The 19,976-nt window shown below is 39.8% G+C and carries 11 protein-coding genes; 3 read left to right on the top strand and 8 right to left on the bottom strand.

Features of this window, described 5'->3' with window-relative positions:
• Positions 1-46: 46 nt before the first annotated feature.
• Genes PL_RS13130 through PL_RS13115 form a run of 4 tightly spaced genes read right to left on the bottom strand, consistent with a single transcriptional unit; the run spans position 47 to position 6,767 of the window.
• The gene (locus tag PL_RS13130) at positions 47-1,645 is read right to left on the bottom strand and encodes a SusD/RagB family nutrient-binding outer membrane lipoprotein (RefSeq protein ID WP_041886825.1); all 1,599 of its coding nucleotides are present in this window, start codon (positions 1,643-1,645) and stop codon (positions 47-49) included.
• Positions 1,642-4,971 (bottom strand): SusC/RagA family TonB-linked outer membrane protein, encoded by a 3,330-nt coding sequence (locus PL_RS13125; protein WP_052496616.1) that lies wholly within the window; start codon positions 4,969-4,971, stop codon positions 1,642-1,644. Before PL_RS13125 ends, PL_RS13130 begins: the two co-directional genes overlap by 4 nt.
• Positions 4,972-5,005: 34 nt before the next feature.
• On the bottom strand, positions 5,006-6,082 hold the full coding sequence (locus PL_RS13120; RefSeq protein ID WP_052496617.1) for a FecR family protein: 1,077 nt from the start codon (positions 6,080-6,082) through the stop codon (positions 5,006-5,008).
• Between the two features lie 52 nt (positions 6,083-6,134).
• Positions 6,135-6,767, bottom strand: coding sequence for an RNA polymerase sigma-70 factor (locus PL_RS13115; RefSeq protein WP_348619688.1), 633 nt, complete (start codon positions 6,765-6,767; stop codon positions 6,135-6,137).
• Positions 6,768-7,014: 247 nt separating this feature from the next.
• On the opposite strand from PL_RS13115, the gene PL_RS13110 reads away from it, so the two are divergent.
• The 3 genes from PL_RS13110 (at position 7,015) to PL_RS13100 (ending at position 14,181) form a co-directional block, all read left to right on the top strand.
• Positions 7,015-10,128, top strand: a complete 3,114-nt coding sequence (locus PL_RS13110; protein ID WP_041886830.1) for a SusC/RagA family TonB-linked outer membrane protein — start codon at positions 7,015-7,017, stop codon at positions 10,126-10,128.
• Positions 10,129-10,163: 35 nt separating this feature from the next.
• A complete protein-coding gene (locus PL_RS13105; RefSeq protein ID WP_052496618.1) occupies positions 10,164-11,819 on the top strand; it encodes a RagB/SusD family nutrient uptake outer membrane protein in 1,656 nt (551 codons plus the stop codon).
• A 103-nt stretch (positions 11,820-11,922) separates the two neighbouring features.
• Positions 11,923-14,181: a GH92 family glycosyl hydrolase gene (locus PL_RS13100; RefSeq protein ID WP_041886832.1), complete on the top strand. Its 2,259-nt coding sequence runs from the start codon at positions 11,923-11,925 to the stop codon at positions 14,179-14,181.
• A 77-nt stretch (positions 14,182-14,258) separates the two neighbouring features.
• On the opposite strand, the gene PL_RS13095 is transcribed toward PL_RS13100, so the two are convergent.
• The 4 genes from PL_RS13095 to PL_RS13080 form a co-directional block, all read right to left on the bottom strand.
• Entirely contained in the window at positions 14,259-14,708 is a 450-nt protein-coding gene (locus PL_RS13095; protein ID WP_052496246.1) for a barstar family protein, read from the bottom strand.
• A 4-nt stretch (positions 14,709-14,712) separates the two neighbouring features.
• Entirely contained in the window at positions 14,713-15,117 is a 405-nt protein-coding gene (locus tag PL_RS13090; protein WP_052496247.1) for a ribonuclease domain-containing protein, read from the bottom strand.
• 158 nt (positions 15,118-15,275) lie between these two features.
• On the bottom strand, positions 15,276-16,709 hold the full coding sequence (locus tag PL_RS13085) for a SusD/RagB family nutrient-binding outer membrane lipoprotein (RefSeq protein ID WP_052496248.1): 1,434 nt from the start codon (positions 16,707-16,709) through the stop codon (positions 15,276-15,278).
• Positions 16,710-16,714: 5 nt separating this feature from the next.
• Complete coding sequence (locus PL_RS13080; RefSeq protein WP_041881595.1) at positions 16,715-19,885, bottom strand: SusC/RagA family TonB-linked outer membrane protein; 3,171 nt, start codon at positions 19,883-19,885, stop codon at positions 16,715-16,717.
• Between the last annotated feature and the right edge of the window lie 91 nt (positions 19,886-19,976).

Here is a 19,976-nt window from a genome sequence, read left to right as displayed (position 1 = left end):
GTTCCTGTTTGATGTCCATTTTTTTTCAACCTCTATCTGGAATTAATCATTTATCCCACCATACTCTGGAAGTCAGCACATCTCCTCCCTGTAATCTTGCAACCGCAGCTCTGTAATTATCGGTATTATTCAACACTTCTGTAGATAAGTAAATCAGCCTTCTTGGAATAGTTCCACCAGTTACATTTCCAGGATAATTAACAGGAGTCAGTAAAGGATAACCTGATCTTTTCCAGTTCAGCCAGCTTTCAATAAAGTTAAAGGTGGTGCCGGTAGTGATCCAGTATTGTGTATTAATCATTTCAAAGGCTTTCTGACTGCTGGATTCATCAAGCGGGTGCTTCGTTACATAATCATTGATGGCCTGCTCAGGAATTGCGGCAAGTTTATCCATTTGTGCCATGGTTTGTAAAGCACCTCTCAAACCATTGGCATAATGTCCGGCTGCTGTACCAGGAACATTCCATCCTCTCAATTGAGCCTCGGCTATTAACAGTTCAGTCTCTGCATAAGTCATGATAAAATTCGGGCCTCCCAATTTCAGATAGACAGCAGTCCTTGGCCTTGAGTATTTGCCCAGTGGAGCAAAATCTGAATTCTGACCTGTCCCGCCTGGATATCCGGCATATTTACTGATGTCATAAGTACCACCGGATAAATCATAACCATTAGGTAGCCCGATTTGTACTGCGGGATCAGTATTGCCTGCAAGATTTTCATTGATATTATTAGCTAAGCCATCTTTTGGAACCTCTGCAATTACAGCCAGCCTGGGGTCATTATTTTTTCTGAGTTCATCAATGAGCGTTTTGCTCCATCGCACCTCTCTGTAGTCTGATACAGTGCGTAAAGCCAGGGAAGTGCCGTTCTGGCCGTCCAGATTGGATTCATCGGTCAGCACCAGAGCATTATCACTAATGTCGGTAAAAGTTCCAGAAGCTGCTTTTTCTGCCCAGGATCTGGCTTTTTCAGGAGCTACTTTTGTTAAACGCATCGCTACTTTTAACATCAGTGAGTAGCCGAATTTTTTCCACTTGCTGATATCACCCTGATAGAATAAATCGGCAGTTGGTTTGGGTTTTGCCGGGTCCAGGCCATCGATAGCTTTATCCAGATCAGTCAGCATTGAATTGTAAATATCCTGCTGTGTGTCATATATGGGATACTTAATGCCCTCTCTGGCTTTTGATGCCTGGGAATAAGGCACATCTCCATAAGAATCAGTAATGCGCTGCAGAATCAGCACAAACATAATATCTCCAATGTTAATCAGGTTTGAATATTTAACCGGATCTTTTTCTCTGGCCAGACGCTGCATTTCTCTGATAGTAGATGCATCAGCATAACCTTCTTCAAATATTCTGCCCTGATAATCTGTGAAACTTCCTGCATTAACATATTTATCGCCATTATTATAATATAAATAAGTAGAGGCCAGCAACTGCATCATCGTACTCTGATAGAGCAACTGATAATAGCCTTTATTTGAGGATTTAAACTGAGCTGTTGAGAGCAGTTCATCGGGATTATAGGATTCTCCGGGTAATTTTGTCGGGTCGGTATTGATTTTATCCAGCTGTGCTTTACTGCAGCCGGACCCCGTAACAATTAAAAAACTAAGCAGGAGTATACAGACCTTCTTCATGGCTTCTTGTTTTGCTGAAATTTAAAATTAACATTGATACCAAAAGTCCGGGTAGCGGGTAAGGAGGCTCCTTCAATTCCGGCATAACTTAATGTAGGAGAGAATTCAGATTCGGGATCAATATTTTTAGTGTATTTGGCCAGGGTAAATAAATTTCTTGCTACCAGATCAATTGAAATAGCACTGAACGGAGTCCTTTTTAAAGTGTTTGCAGGGAAAGTATAACCAAGGGTAACTTGTCTGACTTTAATGAAACTGCCATTCAGCACCGATAAAGCTGAAATATTGGTGGCCAGCTGCGGATAGTAATTATATGCCGGTACACTGGTTGTATTGATGCTGCCATCTGCATGTACCCCGGAGGCAATAATACCGGTCTCTCTGCCTTCCAGCGTAGCTTTGTTCAGTCCGAATACATAAGAATAGTTTTCTGTAGCGGATAAGATCTTATTTCCGTATTTGAAATCGATCAGCATCGAAAGGCTGAAGTTTTTATAATAGAAGTTATTGCTGAAACCGCCATAAACATTAGGCAGCGTATTTCCCATAGCTTTTAACTCTCCGCGAACGGGTATTCCATCAGATCCAATGATCATATTTCCACTGGCATCACGTAAATAGTCATAGGCCATGATTTGTGTAACGGGCTTGCCAACCACCATAGCTGTATATGCATTCAGTGGTCTGTATGTACCAGCTAATGCATATTTGCTGGAACCATCAATAGAGAGTAAACGGTTGTTAATATGACTGATGTTTAAACCTGTTCTCCATTTGAAATCTTTACGGTCAGAGACAATGCCCTGTAAGAGTACTTCTATGCCTGAATTACGTGTTTTTCCTAAGTTGACATAGGCCGAAGTAAAGCCTGAGGTTACAGATTGTTTAGCATTGATAATTTCGTTATTGGTAACCCGGTGGAAATAGGTGAAGTCAAAGAAAAGACGGTTCTGAAACAGCTTTAAGTTAATACCTGTTTCAAATTCATTTAAGGTGAAAGGTCTTAAATTATAATTGGGGAGATCTCTGGAGAAATTTCCCAGAGGGACTCCATTGACGTCACTGGTGGTATAATAATAGGTTTGTGTGGTATAAGGTTGTATCGGTTCTCCGCTGGTTTTTGCAAAACTGGCCCTTAGCTTGCCATAATTCAATCCTTTTAATTTGATAAGATCAGAGAAAACGAAACTGGCAGAGACACCAGGAACAAATATACCCCTGTTATTCCGGGGTAAGGTAGAATAGACATCATATCTGCCTGTCGCTGACAGATTCAGATAGTTTTTGTAATTCAGATCAGCAGTGTAATAAGCTGATTCTGTTACTATTTTGGCAAAAGTATTATTGTTGATTACAGTAACCAGATTAGATGGGGTATATAAATAGGGTATAATAAATCTTGAACCCATCAGTCCGTTCGATTCTACTTTTCTTTTCCGGAAATTGGTCCCTACAGAAACATCCAGGTTAAGATCCCGGGTAATATTCCTGTTGGCAGCGAGTAACAGGTCACTGTTTAATTCTGAAATGTCTGACTTTTTCAGCGAATTAATTCCACCTTCTCCATTCACTGAAAAGGCGGCTCCTGTTGGGATAACACTTAATATATAATCACTACTTTTATCATAACCCAGCCTTGCCTGTAAGTAGATCCAGTCACTGAATTTATATTTGGCAGAGGCAGAAGAAATAAAACGGTTGCGGCTCGAATAATCTGCCTGTTTATTCAGTATGAAATATGGATTGGTTTTATACTCATCATTGTTCCAGGGTGTTTCGGCTCCTGTATTTATATTGTATCCCGGAGACAGGGTGGCCTGGTTAATATTGGTAGCTAATGCGGCAATACCATAATTAGGATTCAAAGGGCCATCACTCAGATAGGATCTGTTTTTGTTGTACTCCCGGATATAGTTGCCGTTAAAGGTTATACTTAGCTGCTTGCTAAGCTCATGAGTGGTATAAAGATTAACTGTTTTGCGGTCTAAGCTGCTGTTACGGATAATCGACTGCTGATTAAGATTGGAGGCTGATAAATGTATAGTTCCGTTTTGTCCGCCATGACTTAGCGAAATGGTATTGGTAAAAGCGGGAGCCGTTCTGTAGAACTGCTGAATATTATTCTTTACTGCCGAATAGGAATACTTATTTCCGTCAAACTGAATGACAGGCTGTCCATCCAGTTTCTCTCCCCAGCTGTACAGACCTGAAGCAACGGCTGCAGCAACAGTCTCGGGTCGCTGGTTTTGTGTTCCCTGTCCATAAATATACTGAAAATCGGTGTGGTTTACTGCCTGGTCAAAAGAGAGGTTGGTGTTGTATTCTATTGCAGTGCCTGAGTTTTTCCGGGCACTTTTGATCGTGATCAGGATTACGCCGTTGGCTGCACGGGCTCCATAAAGTGCTGAAGCTGCAGATCCTTTTAAAACCGTAATTGTTTCTACATCATCAGGATTGATATTGCTGATTCCGTCTCCGTAATCCGGACCTCCGTATTCATTGGCACTTCCGCGCTGGGTATTATCTATAGGTACTCCGTTAACGACAAAGAGGGGGGAACCGGCAGTCATGCTTGCCGCACCACGCAGCAGGATTCTTGCAGAGGAGGCCGGACCGCCATTTACGCCGCTGATATTCAAACCTGCTACCTGTCCTTCCAGGGCACTGATTATATTTGATTCTCTTGCTTTGGTCAGTGAATATCCACTGATAGCCGATATGGCATAGCCGATTTTACGTTCTTCCTTTGGAATATTCAGGGCCGTTACCATAACTTCTTCAAGATCATTTTGCAGCGGATGCATAGCGATATCAAGCCAGGTGTTTTCCTTTGTTGGAAATTCACGGTACTGATAACCCACCTGACTCAGCACAAGAATAGCATCGGGGGCTGCAGGGATAGAGAATTCACCATTATTGTCCGTTTTAGTGCTGAGTCTGGTTCCTTTGACTTTTACGGATGTTCTGGCTATGGGTACAGCGTTTTCATCAGTTACTTTTCCTTTAATCAGTCTGACAGAATGATCCTGGGTTAACGGTCTGATTGCAATGAGATTGTTTTCCAGTAATTTGTAGGTGAAAGATGTTCCTTTTAAAAGTTGATTGAGCACTGTAAAGAGCTCTTTATCCCGGACTTTAATAGTGATTTTTTTGGAAGGGATCTGCGCTTCACTATAAATAAAATGATAGGGTGTCTGGTTTTGTATGGCATCAATTACCTTTTCAAAACCAGCAGATTTTAATTCCAATGTCACCCTGGTTTGTGAATAAGCATTCAGGGTAATCTGCAGCGCAAAAAAAATCAGCAGTTTGACTACGGTCCTCATCTATAATATTTACGCTTTTGAAAGCCATATCGCTTTAGCGATAGGAGTTTGCAGGGTAAATATAGATAGTTTTTCCTTGTATTTTATACTCGAATGGGGTAATGGACTGTAATGCTTTTAATGCTTCTGTTAAACTTTCTTTCTCAAACTCTCCGGTAAACTTATCGTCCTTCAGCTTCCCTGACTTAAAGATGAAATTTACTCCATACCATCTGGATAAACGCATACTTAGCAGGGAGAAGCTTTCATTTCTGAAAAGAAGCTTGTTGTTCATCCATGAGGTTTCAAGAATGGCATCTTTATCATCCTTATAATAAGTTAACGGGGTGATTCTGTATATCTCTCCGTTAAGTTTTTCTGCAGTACTGTCCAAAGCATGTATCAGGGTGAATTTTTCTGCAGGATTCAGTAAAATGTGTTTTTCCGGTCTTTTATTGAGTGTGATTTCTACTTTTCCTCTCAGTAATGTGGTTTCAGTAGCCTGTTCATCTTTATAGGATTTTACATTAAAAGCAGTTCCGAGTACTTTTATACTGATATTTCTGGTATGTACTATAAAAGGATGCTGATGATCTTTAGCTACATCGAAAAAGGCTTCACCATCCAGATAGACTTCTCTATTAGTGCCCGTGAAAGAAACCGGGTATTTAATTTCGCTTTCTGCGTTTAAAGTGACTTTGCTACCGTCCGCAAGTGTTAACACAGAAGTCTGTCTGCTGCGGGTATATTGTTTTTTCCAGGCTATTTCCATACCTGAATCCGCCACATTTTTTGCTTTGAAAAACTGATAGGCGAAAAAGGTACAGAGTCCGAAAATGAAAATAGCTGCAATACGATACCATTGGCTGAATGACCGTGAAAGCTTATTTGAGCTGAAAATCGGTTTAGGTTCAGCACCAACAATGTTAATTCTGTTTTTTATTTGCTGGAATATAATGTCTGCATTCTCATAAGGACGATCCTGCTGCTGAAAATAAGTACATAAAGATTCGTATTCACGCCGGTAATCTTCATTTGCAGCAAGCATTGCAATAAAGTCCTGATCATCACCAGCGGAGATTTCACCCGATAGTTTTTCGCTAAGTAATTCAGTGAATTTTTGATCAGTCATTGGACATTATTTATACTTTGTATAGAGTAGTACCCTTTTTTGTTAAAATTGCTTACAAGAATTGAAAAATATGTAAAAAAAATATTAAAACTATTAAATTGGTTGTATTGTCGCTACTGGTACCCTGTGTATAAATATGGTGATAGGCCCTGAGACTCACTCTTAATTTATCTATTGCCCTGAATAATTGTGTTTGTACTGTTCTGGGAGAAATTTCCAGAATTTCTGCCACCTCTTTGTATTTCATCCCGTTTTCTTTAATCAGCTTAAATACGATTCTGGCTTGCGCGGGAAGCTTATCAATTGCCTGGTCTAATCTATAGTGCAACTCTTTACTCTCCAGTTCTTTTTCAGGATCTGCATGATCCATAAACTGAAACTCATTGGACGATTCAATTTCCACCAGATGAATGTTTGCGTTTTTTTTAAGATATTTCAGAGACTGATTCCTGACAGCAGTAAAAAGATAGGTTTCCAGATTGAGAATTACCGTATCTGCCTTCCTGTTTTCCCAGCATCTGACCAGAATATCAGAAATAATCTCTTCAGCCACTTCTTTTTTTCCTACATAATAAATGCAGAATTTAATAAGCCGGTTGAATAAAAGATAATATAAAGCTTCAAAAGCTTTTACGTCATCTTCTGCGCAAACCTTTGTCCATAAGGAAGATAAGTCAGGTTTCAAGGGCTTTTGGAATTAATAATAGTTATAAGATCAGCAAGATAAATAATATAAGTAATAAAACTATGATACTTTAAACGCTTGCTAATTCGATTTTATTAAATAAAAAGTGATAATCTTGTAGGCAATTTCAATATAAATGGGGTCTCTACCTTAACGCGTATTTTTTTTATGAAGATACGGGGGTTTGTCCTCACGGATTTTTGAAGGCAAAAGAGCTAACCAAAATATTTAACTGTAATCAGCAAAAATGAAAAAAACATTACAATTGACATGTTTACTACTTTACGCATCGTCGCATGCTTTTGCAACGGTAAAGTCAGATCATCCTAAACTATTAACACCTTTAATGAATGTCCCGGCTTTCGCTGCAGCCGATGAGGTGAGGGGAACAGTGCGTGATGCTACCGGAACTACATTACCGGGTGTATCGGTTCAGGTAAAGGGGACGAAGCTGGTTACGCAAACCAACGCTTCAGGGCAGTATGGTATCACTGCTAAAGCAGGAGAGATCCTTGTTTTCTCTTATGTAGGATATGATAAGCAGGAAATCACAGTTGGCAGTCAGTCTACTGTGGACGTAGTTCTGAAGTCTAATACACAGGAATTAAATACTGTAGTGGTAACGGCCTTAGGTATTAAAAGAACCAGCCGTTCTACAACTTATGCTACACAGCAGGTTGCTGGTGATGAGTTAACCAGATCTAAAGATGCCAACTTAGTGAACTCACTGAATGGTAAAGTAGCTGGTTTGACTATTTCCCGCAGTTCATCTGGTGTGGGTGGTTCTGCAAAAGTAATTCTAAGGGGTAGTAAATCTGCCTCAGGAAGTAATCAGGCACTTTATGTGATTGATGGAGTTCCGATGAATAACAGCAGCTCATCTCAGAAAGTTTCAAGTACAGGAGATGCTTCTTCAAATCAGCCAAACTCTGCCTTTGGCGGAAGTGGTTCTTATGATGGTGGTGACCCGATCTCCAACCTGAATCCAGAGGATATCGCTAGTATATCTGTACTGAAAGGTGGTTCGGCAGCGGCATTATATGGTAGCCAGGCTGCAAATGGTGTAATTATCGTGACTACCAAATCTGGTGAGGCAGGAAAAGCGAAAGTTAATTTCAACTCGACTTTCAGTCTTGATCAGGCAGCAACCAAACCTGAATTTCAGAACGGTTATGGCCAGACTTCAGGAAACTCTACACAGAGCTGGGGCCCTGCTATATCAAATGGTCAGGATAATCTGAAATCATATTTCAGAACAGGACAAAGCTATACCAACTCGATCAGCCTGTCTGCCGGTTCAGAAAAATTACAGACTTATTTCTCTTATGCAAATACTACTGCATCTGGTATTCAGCCAGGAAATGAGTTGAGCCGTCATAACGTCAACCTGAAAGAGACAGGAAGTTTCTTTAATGATAAACTGACACTTTCCGGAAACGTTAACTATATCAGACAGAAGATCAAGAATTCTCCAATGATTGGTCTTTATTTTAATCCTTTAACGGGACTGTATTTATTCCCGAGAGGATTAGACTTACAGCAGTACAAATCAGGATATGAGAAATTTGATCCTGCAAGAAACCTGAATACGCAGAACTGGCCTTTCTTATCAGAAGACATTCAGCAAAACCCATGGTGGATTAATAACAGAAATCAGAATGAACTAAGCAGAGATCGTCTGATGCTGAGCGTAAGTGCTAAATATAAAGTAAACACATGGTTGGATTTTCAGGCGCGTGGAAGTATGGATACTTATACGGACACTTATGATATGAAGAACTATGCTGGTACTTCACCAACCCTGACAGATAAAAATGGAAGTTATGTTTATACCAATAATAACTCCAGACAACAATACGCTGATGTGATTGCAAATGTGAATCTTCCTTTGGACAGATTTAAAATTACAGGAACAGCGGGTACAAGTATCCAGGATTTTTATGATAACGGTGTTACTTTTAATTCAGGAAAAGACGGGCTGAATATCCCTAACAAATTTGTTCTTCAGAATTTCAAGGCATTAAATCCTTTAAACTCTGGTAACACTTATAATCACAAACAAATCCGTTCGGTTTTTGCAAGTGCAAGTGTTGGGTTTGATAACTGGATCAACTTAGATGCAACTGTACGTACGGACTGGTCATCAGCTTTAGCTTTTACTAATGGTAATCCTTTCACTTATCCTTCGGTAGGTATTAACTTTATCATTAATGAAAAACTGAAATTGCCTGAATGGGTTAGTTTTGCAAAAATCCGTGGTTCTTATGCGCAGGTGGGTAATGATGTGCCAAACTACGTAACTAACATCATGAACTCTTTTGGTGCTGGTGGTGGAATTTCTACTCCAATCAGATCTTCTTTCGCAGATTTAAAACCTGAGCGTACTAACTCTATTGAAGTTGGTACGGAGTGGAGATTTTTCAACAACCGCTTAAATTTTGACTTTACGTTCTATAAAACAAATACCAAAAATCAGTTCTTTACTGCTGATGCTTCTCAGGCTTCTTTGTATAATCAATACTATTTTAATGCCGGAAATGTTCAGAATAAAGGTATAGAGATAATTGTTGGTTATGATATACTGAATGGTGATGGTCTGAAATGGAAAACAGGCTTAAACTATTCAATGAACAGAAATAAAATCCTTGCGCTTTCTCCAGAGATCTCTGAGTTTACTTTAAGTGGTGCTTCGGGTGCTAACTATGTTTCTAAATTCAAAGAAGGCGGATCATTTGGTGATATCTATGGTACTTCATTAAAACGTGATGCTCAGGGAAGAGTATTGATTATTGATGGAAAACCTACTTCAGCAGATGGTGGTAATAATACTTTCCTGGGTAATGCCAATCCAAGATGGCAACTGGGATGGAGCAATAGTTTCAACTATAAAAACTTCTCATTAAGCTTCCTGGTTGATGGTAAATTTGGTGGTAAAGTAATGTCTATCACTGAATCTATGCTTGAACAATACGGAGTTGCCAAAGTAACTGGTGTTGCACGTGATCAGGGTGGCGTTTCTGTGAATGGTGTAGATCAGGCAGGTAATCCTGTTTCAAAAGTAGATGCGCAGAAATGGTACAGTGTTGTTGGTGGCAGAGAAGGTATTTCAAGTGAGCACATGTACAGTGCAACTGTAGTACGTATGAGAGAGATGTCTTTTGGTTATAATATACCAATGAAACCAGGTTTCATTAAAAATCTGAAGTTATCGGTGACTGGAAGAAATCTGTTTTACATCTATAAGAAAGCTCCATTTGATCCGGAGTTGAGTATGTCAACAGGAAACGGGCTTTCTGGTGTAGATATTTTTATGCCGCCAGCTACACGTAATTATGGCTTCTCTCTAAACGCTAACTTTTAGTAACCAGTTGTTCTTTTAATAATAAGACAAAGAAAATGAAAACGAAATTCAATATATCAATTCCGGCAAGCAGATTACGTGTGGCGGGTGCACTGTGTCTGGCCGTATTGACCATCACCTCCTGCAAAAAAAACTTTGAAAATATCAATACAGATCCTGTAGGTATTGCTGACAAAGAATTAATCTCAGATTATAACGACCTGAAATTCTTCTTCCAGATGGAGCAGAGATCTGTTGTTAACTTTTCTGGTGGTGGTGATCCAAACTCTTACCAGGTTCAGCAGAATTTAAATGCTGATAACTTTTCGGGTTACTTCATGTCTCCTACACCATTTAACGGTGGTAATAATAACCTGAATTATTTCATGGTTCAGGGCTGGAATGGCGAGGCTTTTAAAGTAGGTTATTTAAATATAATGGCCAATGTAAGAAAGTTGAAAAACAACGGAATTGACCAGACTTATCCATCAGTATGGGCAGTATCCCAGCTGATTAAAGTGACTGCTATGAGCAGGATAACTGATATCTATGGTCCTATTCCTTACAGTACTGTTGGTTTAAAAGTGAATAATCCTTATGATAGTCAAAAGGATATTTATTATAGCTTCTTCACTGAACTGGATGATGCGCAGAAAAAAATAAATGACTTTGTTACTGCTGGTAAGACACTCCCTTTCAACTTTAGTGATTTTGATCTGGTTTATAATGGAAATCTGGCTACCTGGTTGAAATATGCCAACTCACTGCGCTTAAGATTAGCATTGCGTCTGGTAAAGGTTGATCCTGCAAAAGCTCAGTTAGAAGGTGAAAAAGCAATGAACCCTGCAAATGGTGGATTGTTAACCACTGCTGCTGATAATATGGCTGTTAAAGTTCTGGGTGTAGGATTCAGCAATCCATTGGTATTTATCTCTCAGGATTGGGGAGACACAAGAATGAATGCTTCTATTGAGTCTTATTTATCTGGTTATGCAGATCCAAGATTAGGTAAGTATTTTGATAAAGCTACTGATAAAGTGGCAGCGGGTCAGTACAAAGGAATCCGTATTGGTACCAGTATTGCTTCTAAAGATGATTATATCGGTTATTCTGGCTTGAATGTGAAAGATGGTACGCCTACGTTTTCAAAATCAAGTGCTGTTCAGTTAATGACTGCAGCAGAAGTTTATTTCCTGCGTGCTGAAGCAGCTTTAAGAGGATGGGCTAATGCAGGTGGAAGTGCTCAGAGTTTATATGAATCTGGTATCAGCACTTCATTCCAGCAGTATGGACTGGGTGATGCCAGTACTTATTTTAACAATGCGACTAACGTTCCGGCAGCTTATTCGGATCCTAGAAACGCAGTTAATAATGCACCTTCGCCAACTTCTATTACAGTGAAATGGGATAATGGAGCTACTAATGAGCAAAAACTAGAACGTATCATTACCCAGAAATGGATAGCTGTTTTCCCTGAAGGTCAGGAAGCATGGTCTGAATTCCGTCGTACAGGATATCCAAAACTATTCCCTGTGGTTCAGAATAACAGTAGCGGTACAGTTAATACAGCTGTTCAGATCAGAAGATTGCCATTCCCACAGAATGAACGTAATACAAACAGTACTGAATTAGATAAAGGTATCCAGTTATTGGGTGGTCCTGATAATGGCGGTACCAGATTATGGTGGGATGTAGCTAAACCTAACTTCTAAGAACCGGTTTAAAACAATAAAATTACATACACCGGTCTTTTTATCGCCTGTTATTGGCATAAAAGGGCCGGTGTTTTTTATTTTTGCAATTTATATGAGTAAGATGAGTAGAAAAAAGGCAGGTTTAATCTTTATTTGCAGTTTCATTTTTAGTTTTAATCTGAGCGCACAGAATAACTTAAGTCAATATGTTGATCCGATAATCGGTTCTGATGCGCACGGACATGTTTTTGTTGGGGCTAATGTGCCATTTGGAGCTGTTCAGTTAGGTCCGACAAATATTTTTGAGGGTTGGGACTGGTGCAGTGGTTACCATTATTCGAGTAATACTATTATTGGTTTTACGCATACGCATTTAAGTGGTACGGGAATCGGGGATCTGAATGATGTACTGGTGATGCCGGCCACAGGTAAGGTCCAGCTGGATAAGGGGACTAAAACGGATCAGAAAAATGGATATGTATCTACTTTTTCTCATGCAAATGAAATAAGCAAACCTGGTTATTACAGTGTTGTGCTTGATAAATATAAGATCAAGGCTGAGCTTACTGCTTCTGAAAGAGTTGGTTTTCATCGTTATACTTTTGCTCCAAAACAGGATAATCCGCATGTAATGCTGGATTTGAGTGATGGTGTTGGCTGGGATAAACCAATGGAGACTTATATCAAACAGGTAAACAGTACAACGCTTGTAGGTTATCGTATGTCTAAAGGATGGGCTGATGACCAGCGCTTGTATTTTGCAGTTAAATTATCGCAGCCATTAAGCAGTATTTCACTTTATGACAGCACGCAGGTTGCCTCCGGGATTGAGGGGAAAGGTAAAAAAATGAAAGCTGTGCTTAATTTTAAAGCTATTGCACAAAACGTGCTGCAAATGAAAGTGGGGATTTCTCCGGTTAGTTATGAGAACGCACTGGCCAATATAACAGCTGAAATTCCGGCATGGGATTTTGCTAAAGTAGTTGCATCGGCCAATGCAAAATGGAACAGGGAGTTATCAAAAATTCAGATCCAGGGAAGTAATCATATTAAAAAGGTTTTCTATACTGCTTTGTATCATACGATGATTGCTCCTTCATTATTTAATGATGCAAATGGTGATTATCGCGGTACTGATAAGAAAGTTTATCACAAACCAGGATTTGATAATTATACTACTTTCTCTTTATGGGATACTTATCGTGCCTTTCATCCTTTGTATACAATTGTGCATCCTGATAAAGTATCGGATATTATCAATTCATTCCTGGCTATTTATAAACAACAGGGCAAATTACCTGTATGGCATTTAATGGGTAATGAGACCAATACGATGATTGGATATCATGCCGTGCCAATTATTGTAGATGCTTATCTGAAAGGTTTCAGAAAATATGATACGGAGCTTGCTTATGAAGCTATTAAACATTCTGCTATGCAGAAAGAGGATGGTATAGAATATATTCAGCAACTGAAATATATTCCAGCTGATAAGGTACCTGAAGCCGTTGCAAAAGGGCTGGAATATGCAATTGACGATTGGTGTATCGCCCGTATGGCAAAAGCAATGCATAAAGAGCAAGACTATGCTTATTTTAGTAAAAGAGCAAAATTATATGCAGAATATTTTGATCCGCAGGTAGAATTTATGCGTGGTAAACTGGCCGATGGCAGCTGGCGTAAACCTTTTGATCCGGTAGCATCTAAACATCGTGAGGATGATTATACGGAAGGGAATGCATGGCAGTATACCTGGCTGGTCCCTCAGGATCCTGAAGGATTAATCCGTTTATTTGGTGGCGAGGGTGGTTTTACAAGAAAACTGGATTCTTTGTTTAGTATCAGTTCTGTTGTTGACAAAGGTGGTTCTCCTGATATCAGTGGTCTGATCGGACAATATGCGCAGGGTAATGAGCCTAATCATCATACACCGTATTTATATGCTTATGCTGGTAAACCATCCAGAACTGCACAGGTAGTACGCCAGATCACAGATTCATTATATACAGCTAAACCTGATGGTCTTTGCGGAAACGAAGATCTGGGACAGATGTCTTCCTGGTATGTGTTCTCAGCTTTAGGATTCTATCCGGTTAATCCGGTTAACGGGGAATATGTATTTGGTTCACCACTGGTTGATCAGGCAGTTATTAATCTGCCGGGGGCCAGGAAATTTGAAATTAAGGTCATTGGTAACAGCCCGGAAAATAAGTTTATCCAGAAGGCTGTATTAAATGGCAAACCTTATACTAAAAATTATCTCAGACATGCTGCTATTGTTGCTGGCGGAGAGCTGACCTTATATATGGGAGCCCGGCCATCTGCTACTTGGGGGGTAAATGAGGCAGACCGGCCTAAGTCCGGTGGAGCTGAATATTAACCTGCTGATATAAAAAAGGTGGTACTGATTATAATCAGTACCACCTTTTTTGTTGAGCGAGACCTTTATGCTGCGGATTATTTAGCCTCGCTGTAATTGATTTTAAGTTTCTCCAGTTCAGAAACTGCAGCTGATCCTTTCTCTACATATATATTAAAGACAGCTTTATTCCTGAAATCTTCTTCTCCGGGATAATTAGGTACGTTATCCCATTGTTCGGCTACGTCATTAAGTAATGCCAGTAAATTGGCTTTCCGTGCAAGATTCTTTTCTTCGCATAGGAAAAATGAGTAATTGCGGACTATAATTGCAAACCCGGATTCTTTAAGCCAGCTTAAATCGTTAAGCAGTTCTTCCAGTGAATCCAGACTACTGCTATAGTAATCCGGAAAGTCGAGTTGCCCGGCTATATCGTGAATAAACTCATCCACAGTTACAATTTCACGTCCATCTATCTGCACAATACGTGTATTGTCCTTAATCAGGTCTTTTTCTTTTCCAGCTTCAAAGAGGCAAAATCCGTTCATATCTTTAAAATTTTGTAAATGTTCTATAATGATCTCCCGTATAATAACGGATGCCATCAGCTCCGATTATAATTCGTTCTGCCCCTCTGTTCTGTCCTCTGACTTTGGGGTTCACGTCGTATTCTTTATAAGCTACGCCTTGCGGTAATCGTCCTTCCCGGTTCTGGAAAACTGTCCCGCCAACATATCCCTGCGGAGCTTTATTATTTTTAGCAATGTATGCAGCCACTGTATAGGCCTTTTGAGGGACGCCGGCTACTTTTACATTGTCTTCAGCATCAGTATCTGTAGATGCTGTACTGGCTGTTGTTCTTTCTTGTAGTGTTGCTGCCTGATCTGTTGATGAATGGTCTCTTCTGCAGGAAAAAAGCAGAATACAGCAGGTGATTAAAGTGAGTAGAATTCTCATGTTCTTCTTTTTTGGCGGATAAATGAGAGATCTTATATTAAGTTCCCCTTAAATATCAGCGATTAAAATGATAAATTTATGTGATTCTGAATATTTAATAAAATGATAATCAGAATAAAACATATTTAAACGTTTTGATCAGGTAAGGGGAACTATAATTAGTTTACATCAAACCAGAGCTTTGTAGTTAAAGCATCTGCTCCCTGGTTTGCCACAGCTGCTTTATAGCCTTCAGGATTTAAAGACTGCTCTGTTCCCGGGTAAATAAACCTTACTGGTATTTTGCCGTTTAATGAACCAGCTACCGCAGGGGTCAGTATCGGGTAATCGAGTCTTCTCCATTCTGCAAATGCTTCAAGGCCCTGACCGAATAAGGCTATCCATTTTTGGTTCCCGATTGACTTTTTAAAATTGGAGGCATCATATTGTACATCTGGTCTTGCCTGATAAGTTGCAATATCTGTTGTGGAAATACCATACTGCAGTAAAGAAGCTTCTACAGCCTGTTTGTAAAGAGATGGGGCATTTTCATTGGTAAATCCTCTTGCCGCTGCTTCTGCACGGTCAAACAGTATTTCTGCATAGCTAATAATTACAGCTGGAGCAGTTGGGGCAATAAAATAAGCGCCGGGTTTTGAGGTGCTGGTTAGTCCAAGAGCAGAAGCATCACCCGGGAGTAATCCATTAGGTACCCCGGTGTAAAGTTGTGTTTTGGCGGCTTTACTTGCGTATACTGCAAGACGCGGATCATTTAAGGCTGTCAACTGATCTACAATCGTTTTGCTGATCCGGTAATCGTCACGCGTATCAAAGAGATTACTGATCGGATTTTGATTGGGAGAGGCTTTATAGTTCAGCTGTGCATTTTCTGCATTCGAACTGATATATGTTCCACCTTCGGTTTGGACAGCAGCAATAACCTGTCTGGCAAGTTCTGGTTCGCGATCAGCAATGCGCAGTGCGATTCTCAGACGCAATGAGTTGGCAAATTTTTTCCATGAGGCAATTGAATTCGCATAAATAACATCGCCTGAAATTGGCTTCCCTGCCGGATCTAAGCTGGTCTGCGCAGTTTTCAGATCGTTTAAAATACCCAGATATACATCTCTCTGCGTATCATATTTTGGGGTCAGGTACTGACTGATATCTCCGGCTTGTGAGTAAGGTACATCACCGTAAGCATCGGTTTCCAGTGCGAAGATCCATGATCTGAGTACAAGGGCAACGCCTTTATAGTTCGTGTTTCCCTGGGCATCTGCCAGTTTAATCAGTTGATTCAGGTTGACTATTCCCAACCGGTATCCTGTTGTCCATAAATCCTGAAAGGATGTATTGCTAAAGATATATCTGTCCGGGTCAGTATATTGGATTTTAGCCCAGTGCTGTACAAAGAGTAAACTCGAGTTCATATTATTGGTCGTACCCCAATAGGTGTCAGACGTGTTTTTAATTGCTGCTGTCAGCAGAAATTCTGGTTGTGCTGTTTTTGAATTATTTGGATCAACATTAGTTTCGTCCAGTGTTTTTTTGCAGGAGGTAGCTGTAATAAGCAGTAAGCCTGACAGTAACAGCGGTATATATTTTGTTTTCATGGAAATTAGAATTTGAAATTAAGATTGAAACCAATAGTACGTACGGTTGGTAGTCCGAGGTCTTCAAGACCTTGTCCGTTACCTGTATTAAAAGCAGATTCAGGATCAATATTAGGTACATTTTTATGCAGGATAAACAGATTTCTGCCTACTGCTGAAATTGTTGCGCTTTGCAGACCTATGGATTTGATCCATTGCGCAGGTAAGGTGTAACCCAGTTTTATTTCTCTCAGTTTAATATAAGTAGCACTGTAAACTGATGCTTCGTCTATATTGTTCATTGATTTGTAATACTGACTTGCAGGTATGATGGTATTGTTTGGTGTACCATCTGCTAATAAGCCTTTGAAAATCATTCCGTCATCATAAATGGACGCACCTCCGGGAGCAGCTGTACCAGGGTTAATCTGTACTGCTTTGCCAGCGGCATTTTTATAATAAGTTATCCCTCCGTTTTCAGCACCACGTCCCGGAAGGGTAGAGGCTAATACTCCTGTGTAAGTTCCGGTACTGTTGGTTCCTGAGTAAATTTTTCCACCAATATGTGCATCAACCAATACACTTAAACTGATCCTTTTATAAGTAAATGTATTGTTAATACCACCCAGCCAGTCTGGTGTATACTTTCCAAGGATTTTTTTAGTAGGACTTGCCTGTGGTGTTCCGTCTGCGCCAATAATAATATCTCCGGCTGCATTTCTTTCATAAGCTGTACCGAAAATTGTTCCATATGGCTGTCCTACAGTTGCCAGAATCTGAACAGATCCGTCTGATCCGAGTTCATAGCTTTGTACCTTCTGATAAAGGTCTTTTACCTTACTGCGATTCATCGAATAATTAACATTGATATCCCAGGTAAAGTCCTTTGTTTTGATTGGTGTTATACCTAGTTGAGCCTCGATTCCTTTGTTGTTAATCGTACCACCATTAACAAGTTTCTTAAGATATCCGGTAGTTGGACTCACGTCCAGACTTAAGATCTGGTTGATACTGTTTGTATTATATAAACTGAAGTCAAAACGTACTCTGTTTTTGAAAAAGCCCAGTTCAAGACCTGCTTCGGTAGATTTGGTAGTTTCTGGCTTTAGTTCGGGATTCAGATCTACTTTATTGAGATTTTGCTGCGGATTACTATCAAATGGCGCAGTAAACTGATAATTGTTGAATAATTGGTAAGGGCTGGCGTCTTTACCTACTTTAGACCATCCGCCACGAAGTTTTGCAAAGTTTAGAACATCACTCTTAATGTCGAAGGCTTCAGTAAGAATTAAACTCGCATTGACTGAAGGATAGAAATATGAACGGTTTTGCGGAGGCAGGGTAGAAGACCAGTCGTTTCTTGCCGTTACATTTAAGTAGGCATAATTTCTGAAACCAAGCTGAGCAGAACCGAATGTACTGTATACCCGTTGTTTGCTGTATTCGTTAGAAGAGATCAGCGGATCGCGGGAGTTACTTAAGGTATAAAGGTTATTAACTGCCAGCTTAGGAGCTTTCTGGTTATTGTTTTCAAAAGTGGTGGTACGGATATTCCCTCCCAATAAAAGATCAAGATTAAAATCTGAATTCAGCTTTTTATTGAAATCCAGTCTTCCTTCGGTATTGTTTTCGCTAAAAGTATAGGCATCTTCTTCATAAGATCCGAATGGAGTTCCATTGGTTCCATAAGCAATCCTGATTTTTCTGCGGTCAGTATAGTAGTCATTCCCGGTTCTGAAATTTGCTGACAAACCATCGATTATTTTATAGTTTAATTCAGCGCTTCCAATCAGCCGGTTACGAACCTGACTTACCGTATTCTCGTAAGCAACAAAATATGGATTACTGTAATAGCTGTTATTCCAGTTAATATTATTCCCGTTGGCATCCTGATAGGTCTTTAATTTATCTACATCAACCTGACGGCCAAACCAGGTGAATTGCAGCATCGTACTGCTGGCTCTTTTTCCACCAGAACCCGGTAGGTTTGCTGCACTGCTGTTTACATAATTGGCTAATGCATTGAAAGTCAGTTTTGGTGTTATTTTATAAGTAGCATTTAAAAGGAAAGAGTTTTTTGATTGTGATGAGTTTGGAATAACACCAGTCTGATCAAGGTTGTTATAAGAAAAACGTAAGTTATATTTCTCTCCTGATCCTGAAATGGAGATTCCATTGTTCAGGGTGCGTCCGGTATTAAAGAAGTCACGTACATTGTTTGGATGTGCAATGAATGGCACCGGAGTACCATTAGAATTAAACTGCGGGATTAAACGCCCGTCCAGTCTTGGACCCCAGCTCTCATCTACACCATCATTAACACCACCACCTTTACCATCTACATAACTGAACTGGCCGTTAGCACCCTGTCCAAATGAATTCTGATAAGATGGTATAGTTAGTAAAGTTGAAAATGTTGCATTTGAATTCACGCTGATGCCTAAACCCTGTGAGTTTTTGCCTTTTTTTGTTGTAATTAAGACTACACCTGCGGCGGCTCTTGAGCCATAAAGTGCGGCAGCATTAGGTCCTTTTAATACACTCATGGATTCAATATCTTCAGAATTGATGTCTGATATTGTATTGGCAAAATCACGTGATCCGCCATTGCCCAGATTTTGTGTATTATCTACCGGTACTCCGTCAATCACAAACAGGGGTTGATTGTTACCTGAAATGGAAGTCTCTCCACGAATAATGATTCTGGAAGACCCCATGTCGCCCTGACTGTTTGTTATCTGTACACCGGCTACCTTTCCGGATAAAGCATTGAGCAGATTAGTCTCTTTTGCTTCAGAAAGATCCTTTGACTTTAATTCCTGAACCGAATAACCTAAAGATTTCTTTTCTTTCGGAATATTCAGTGCGGTTACAACAATTTCGCTTAATGCATTGGATGATTCTTCCAGTTGTACAGTGAGTGCATTTGTTGTGGTTATTTTAAGTTCCTGACTATTAAAGCCTATGGATACAATTTTTAGTATATCATTCGGTTTGGCAGTGATGCTGAATTTACCATTTCCATCTGTCTGTGTACCGATATTTGTCCCCTTTACAAGGATACTTACCCCTGGCAAAGGTTGTCCGTTGGATTTCTCGGTGACTACGCCAGAGATTTTAGCTGATTGAGCTGCAGCGGTCTGTATGATTATAAAGGATAGGATGATCCCAAATAAGTATTTGTAAGTTTTATACATATTTAACTGAATAGCGGAATTATATTCCGGATTAATAATTGGGTGTGTTTGTGTTACTGACTTTGTCAGTGCTTATTTGAATGGGATTAAC

The organism is Pedobacter lusitanus (genome assembly GCF_040026395.1).
In the GTDB taxonomy this organism is placed as follows: domain Bacteria; phylum Bacteroidota; class Bacteroidia; order Sphingobacteriales; family Sphingobacteriaceae; genus Pedobacter; species Pedobacter lusitanus.
Note: the sequence above shows the minus strand (reverse complement) of the source record. Positions and strands in the feature narration are given on the sequence as shown.

Bases quoted from the DNA above. Each gene is read 5' to 3' on its own strand.
- PL_RS13130 (WP_041886825.1), bottom strand. From the start codon at position 1,645: ATGAAGAAGGTCTGTATACTCCTGCTTAGTTTTTTAATTGTTACGGGG.
- PL_RS13125 (WP_052496616.1), bottom strand. From the start codon at position 4,971: ATGAGGACCGTAGTCAAACTGCTGATTTTTTTTGCGCTGCAGATTACC.
- PL_RS13120 (WP_052496617.1), bottom strand. From the start codon at position 6,082: ATGACTGATCAAAAATTCACTGAATTACTTAGCGAAAAACTATCGGGT.
- PL_RS13110 (WP_041886830.1), top strand. From the start codon at position 7,015: ATGAAAAAAACATTACAATTGACATGTTTACTACTTTACGCATCGTCG.
- PL_RS13105 (WP_052496618.1), top strand. From the start codon at position 10,164: ATGAAAACGAAATTCAATATATCAATTCCGGCAAGCAGATTACGTGTG.
- PL_RS13100 (WP_041886832.1), top strand. From the start codon at position 11,923: ATGAGTAGAAAAAAGGCAGGTTTAATCTTTATTTGCAGTTTCATTTTT.
- PL_RS13095 (WP_052496246.1), bottom strand. From the start codon at position 14,708: ATGAACGGATTTTGCCTCTTTGAAGCTGGAAAAGAAAAAGACCTGATT.
- PL_RS13090 (WP_052496247.1), bottom strand. From the start codon at position 15,117: ATGAGAATTCTACTCACTTTAATCACCTGCTGTATTCTGCTTTTTTCC.
- PL_RS13085 (WP_052496248.1), bottom strand. From the start codon at position 16,709: ATGAAAACAAAATATATACCGCTGTTACTGTCAGGCTTACTGCTTATT.
- PL_RS13080 (WP_041881595.1), bottom strand. From the start codon at position 19,885: ATGTATAAAACTTACAAATACTTATTTGGGATCATCCTATCCTTTATA.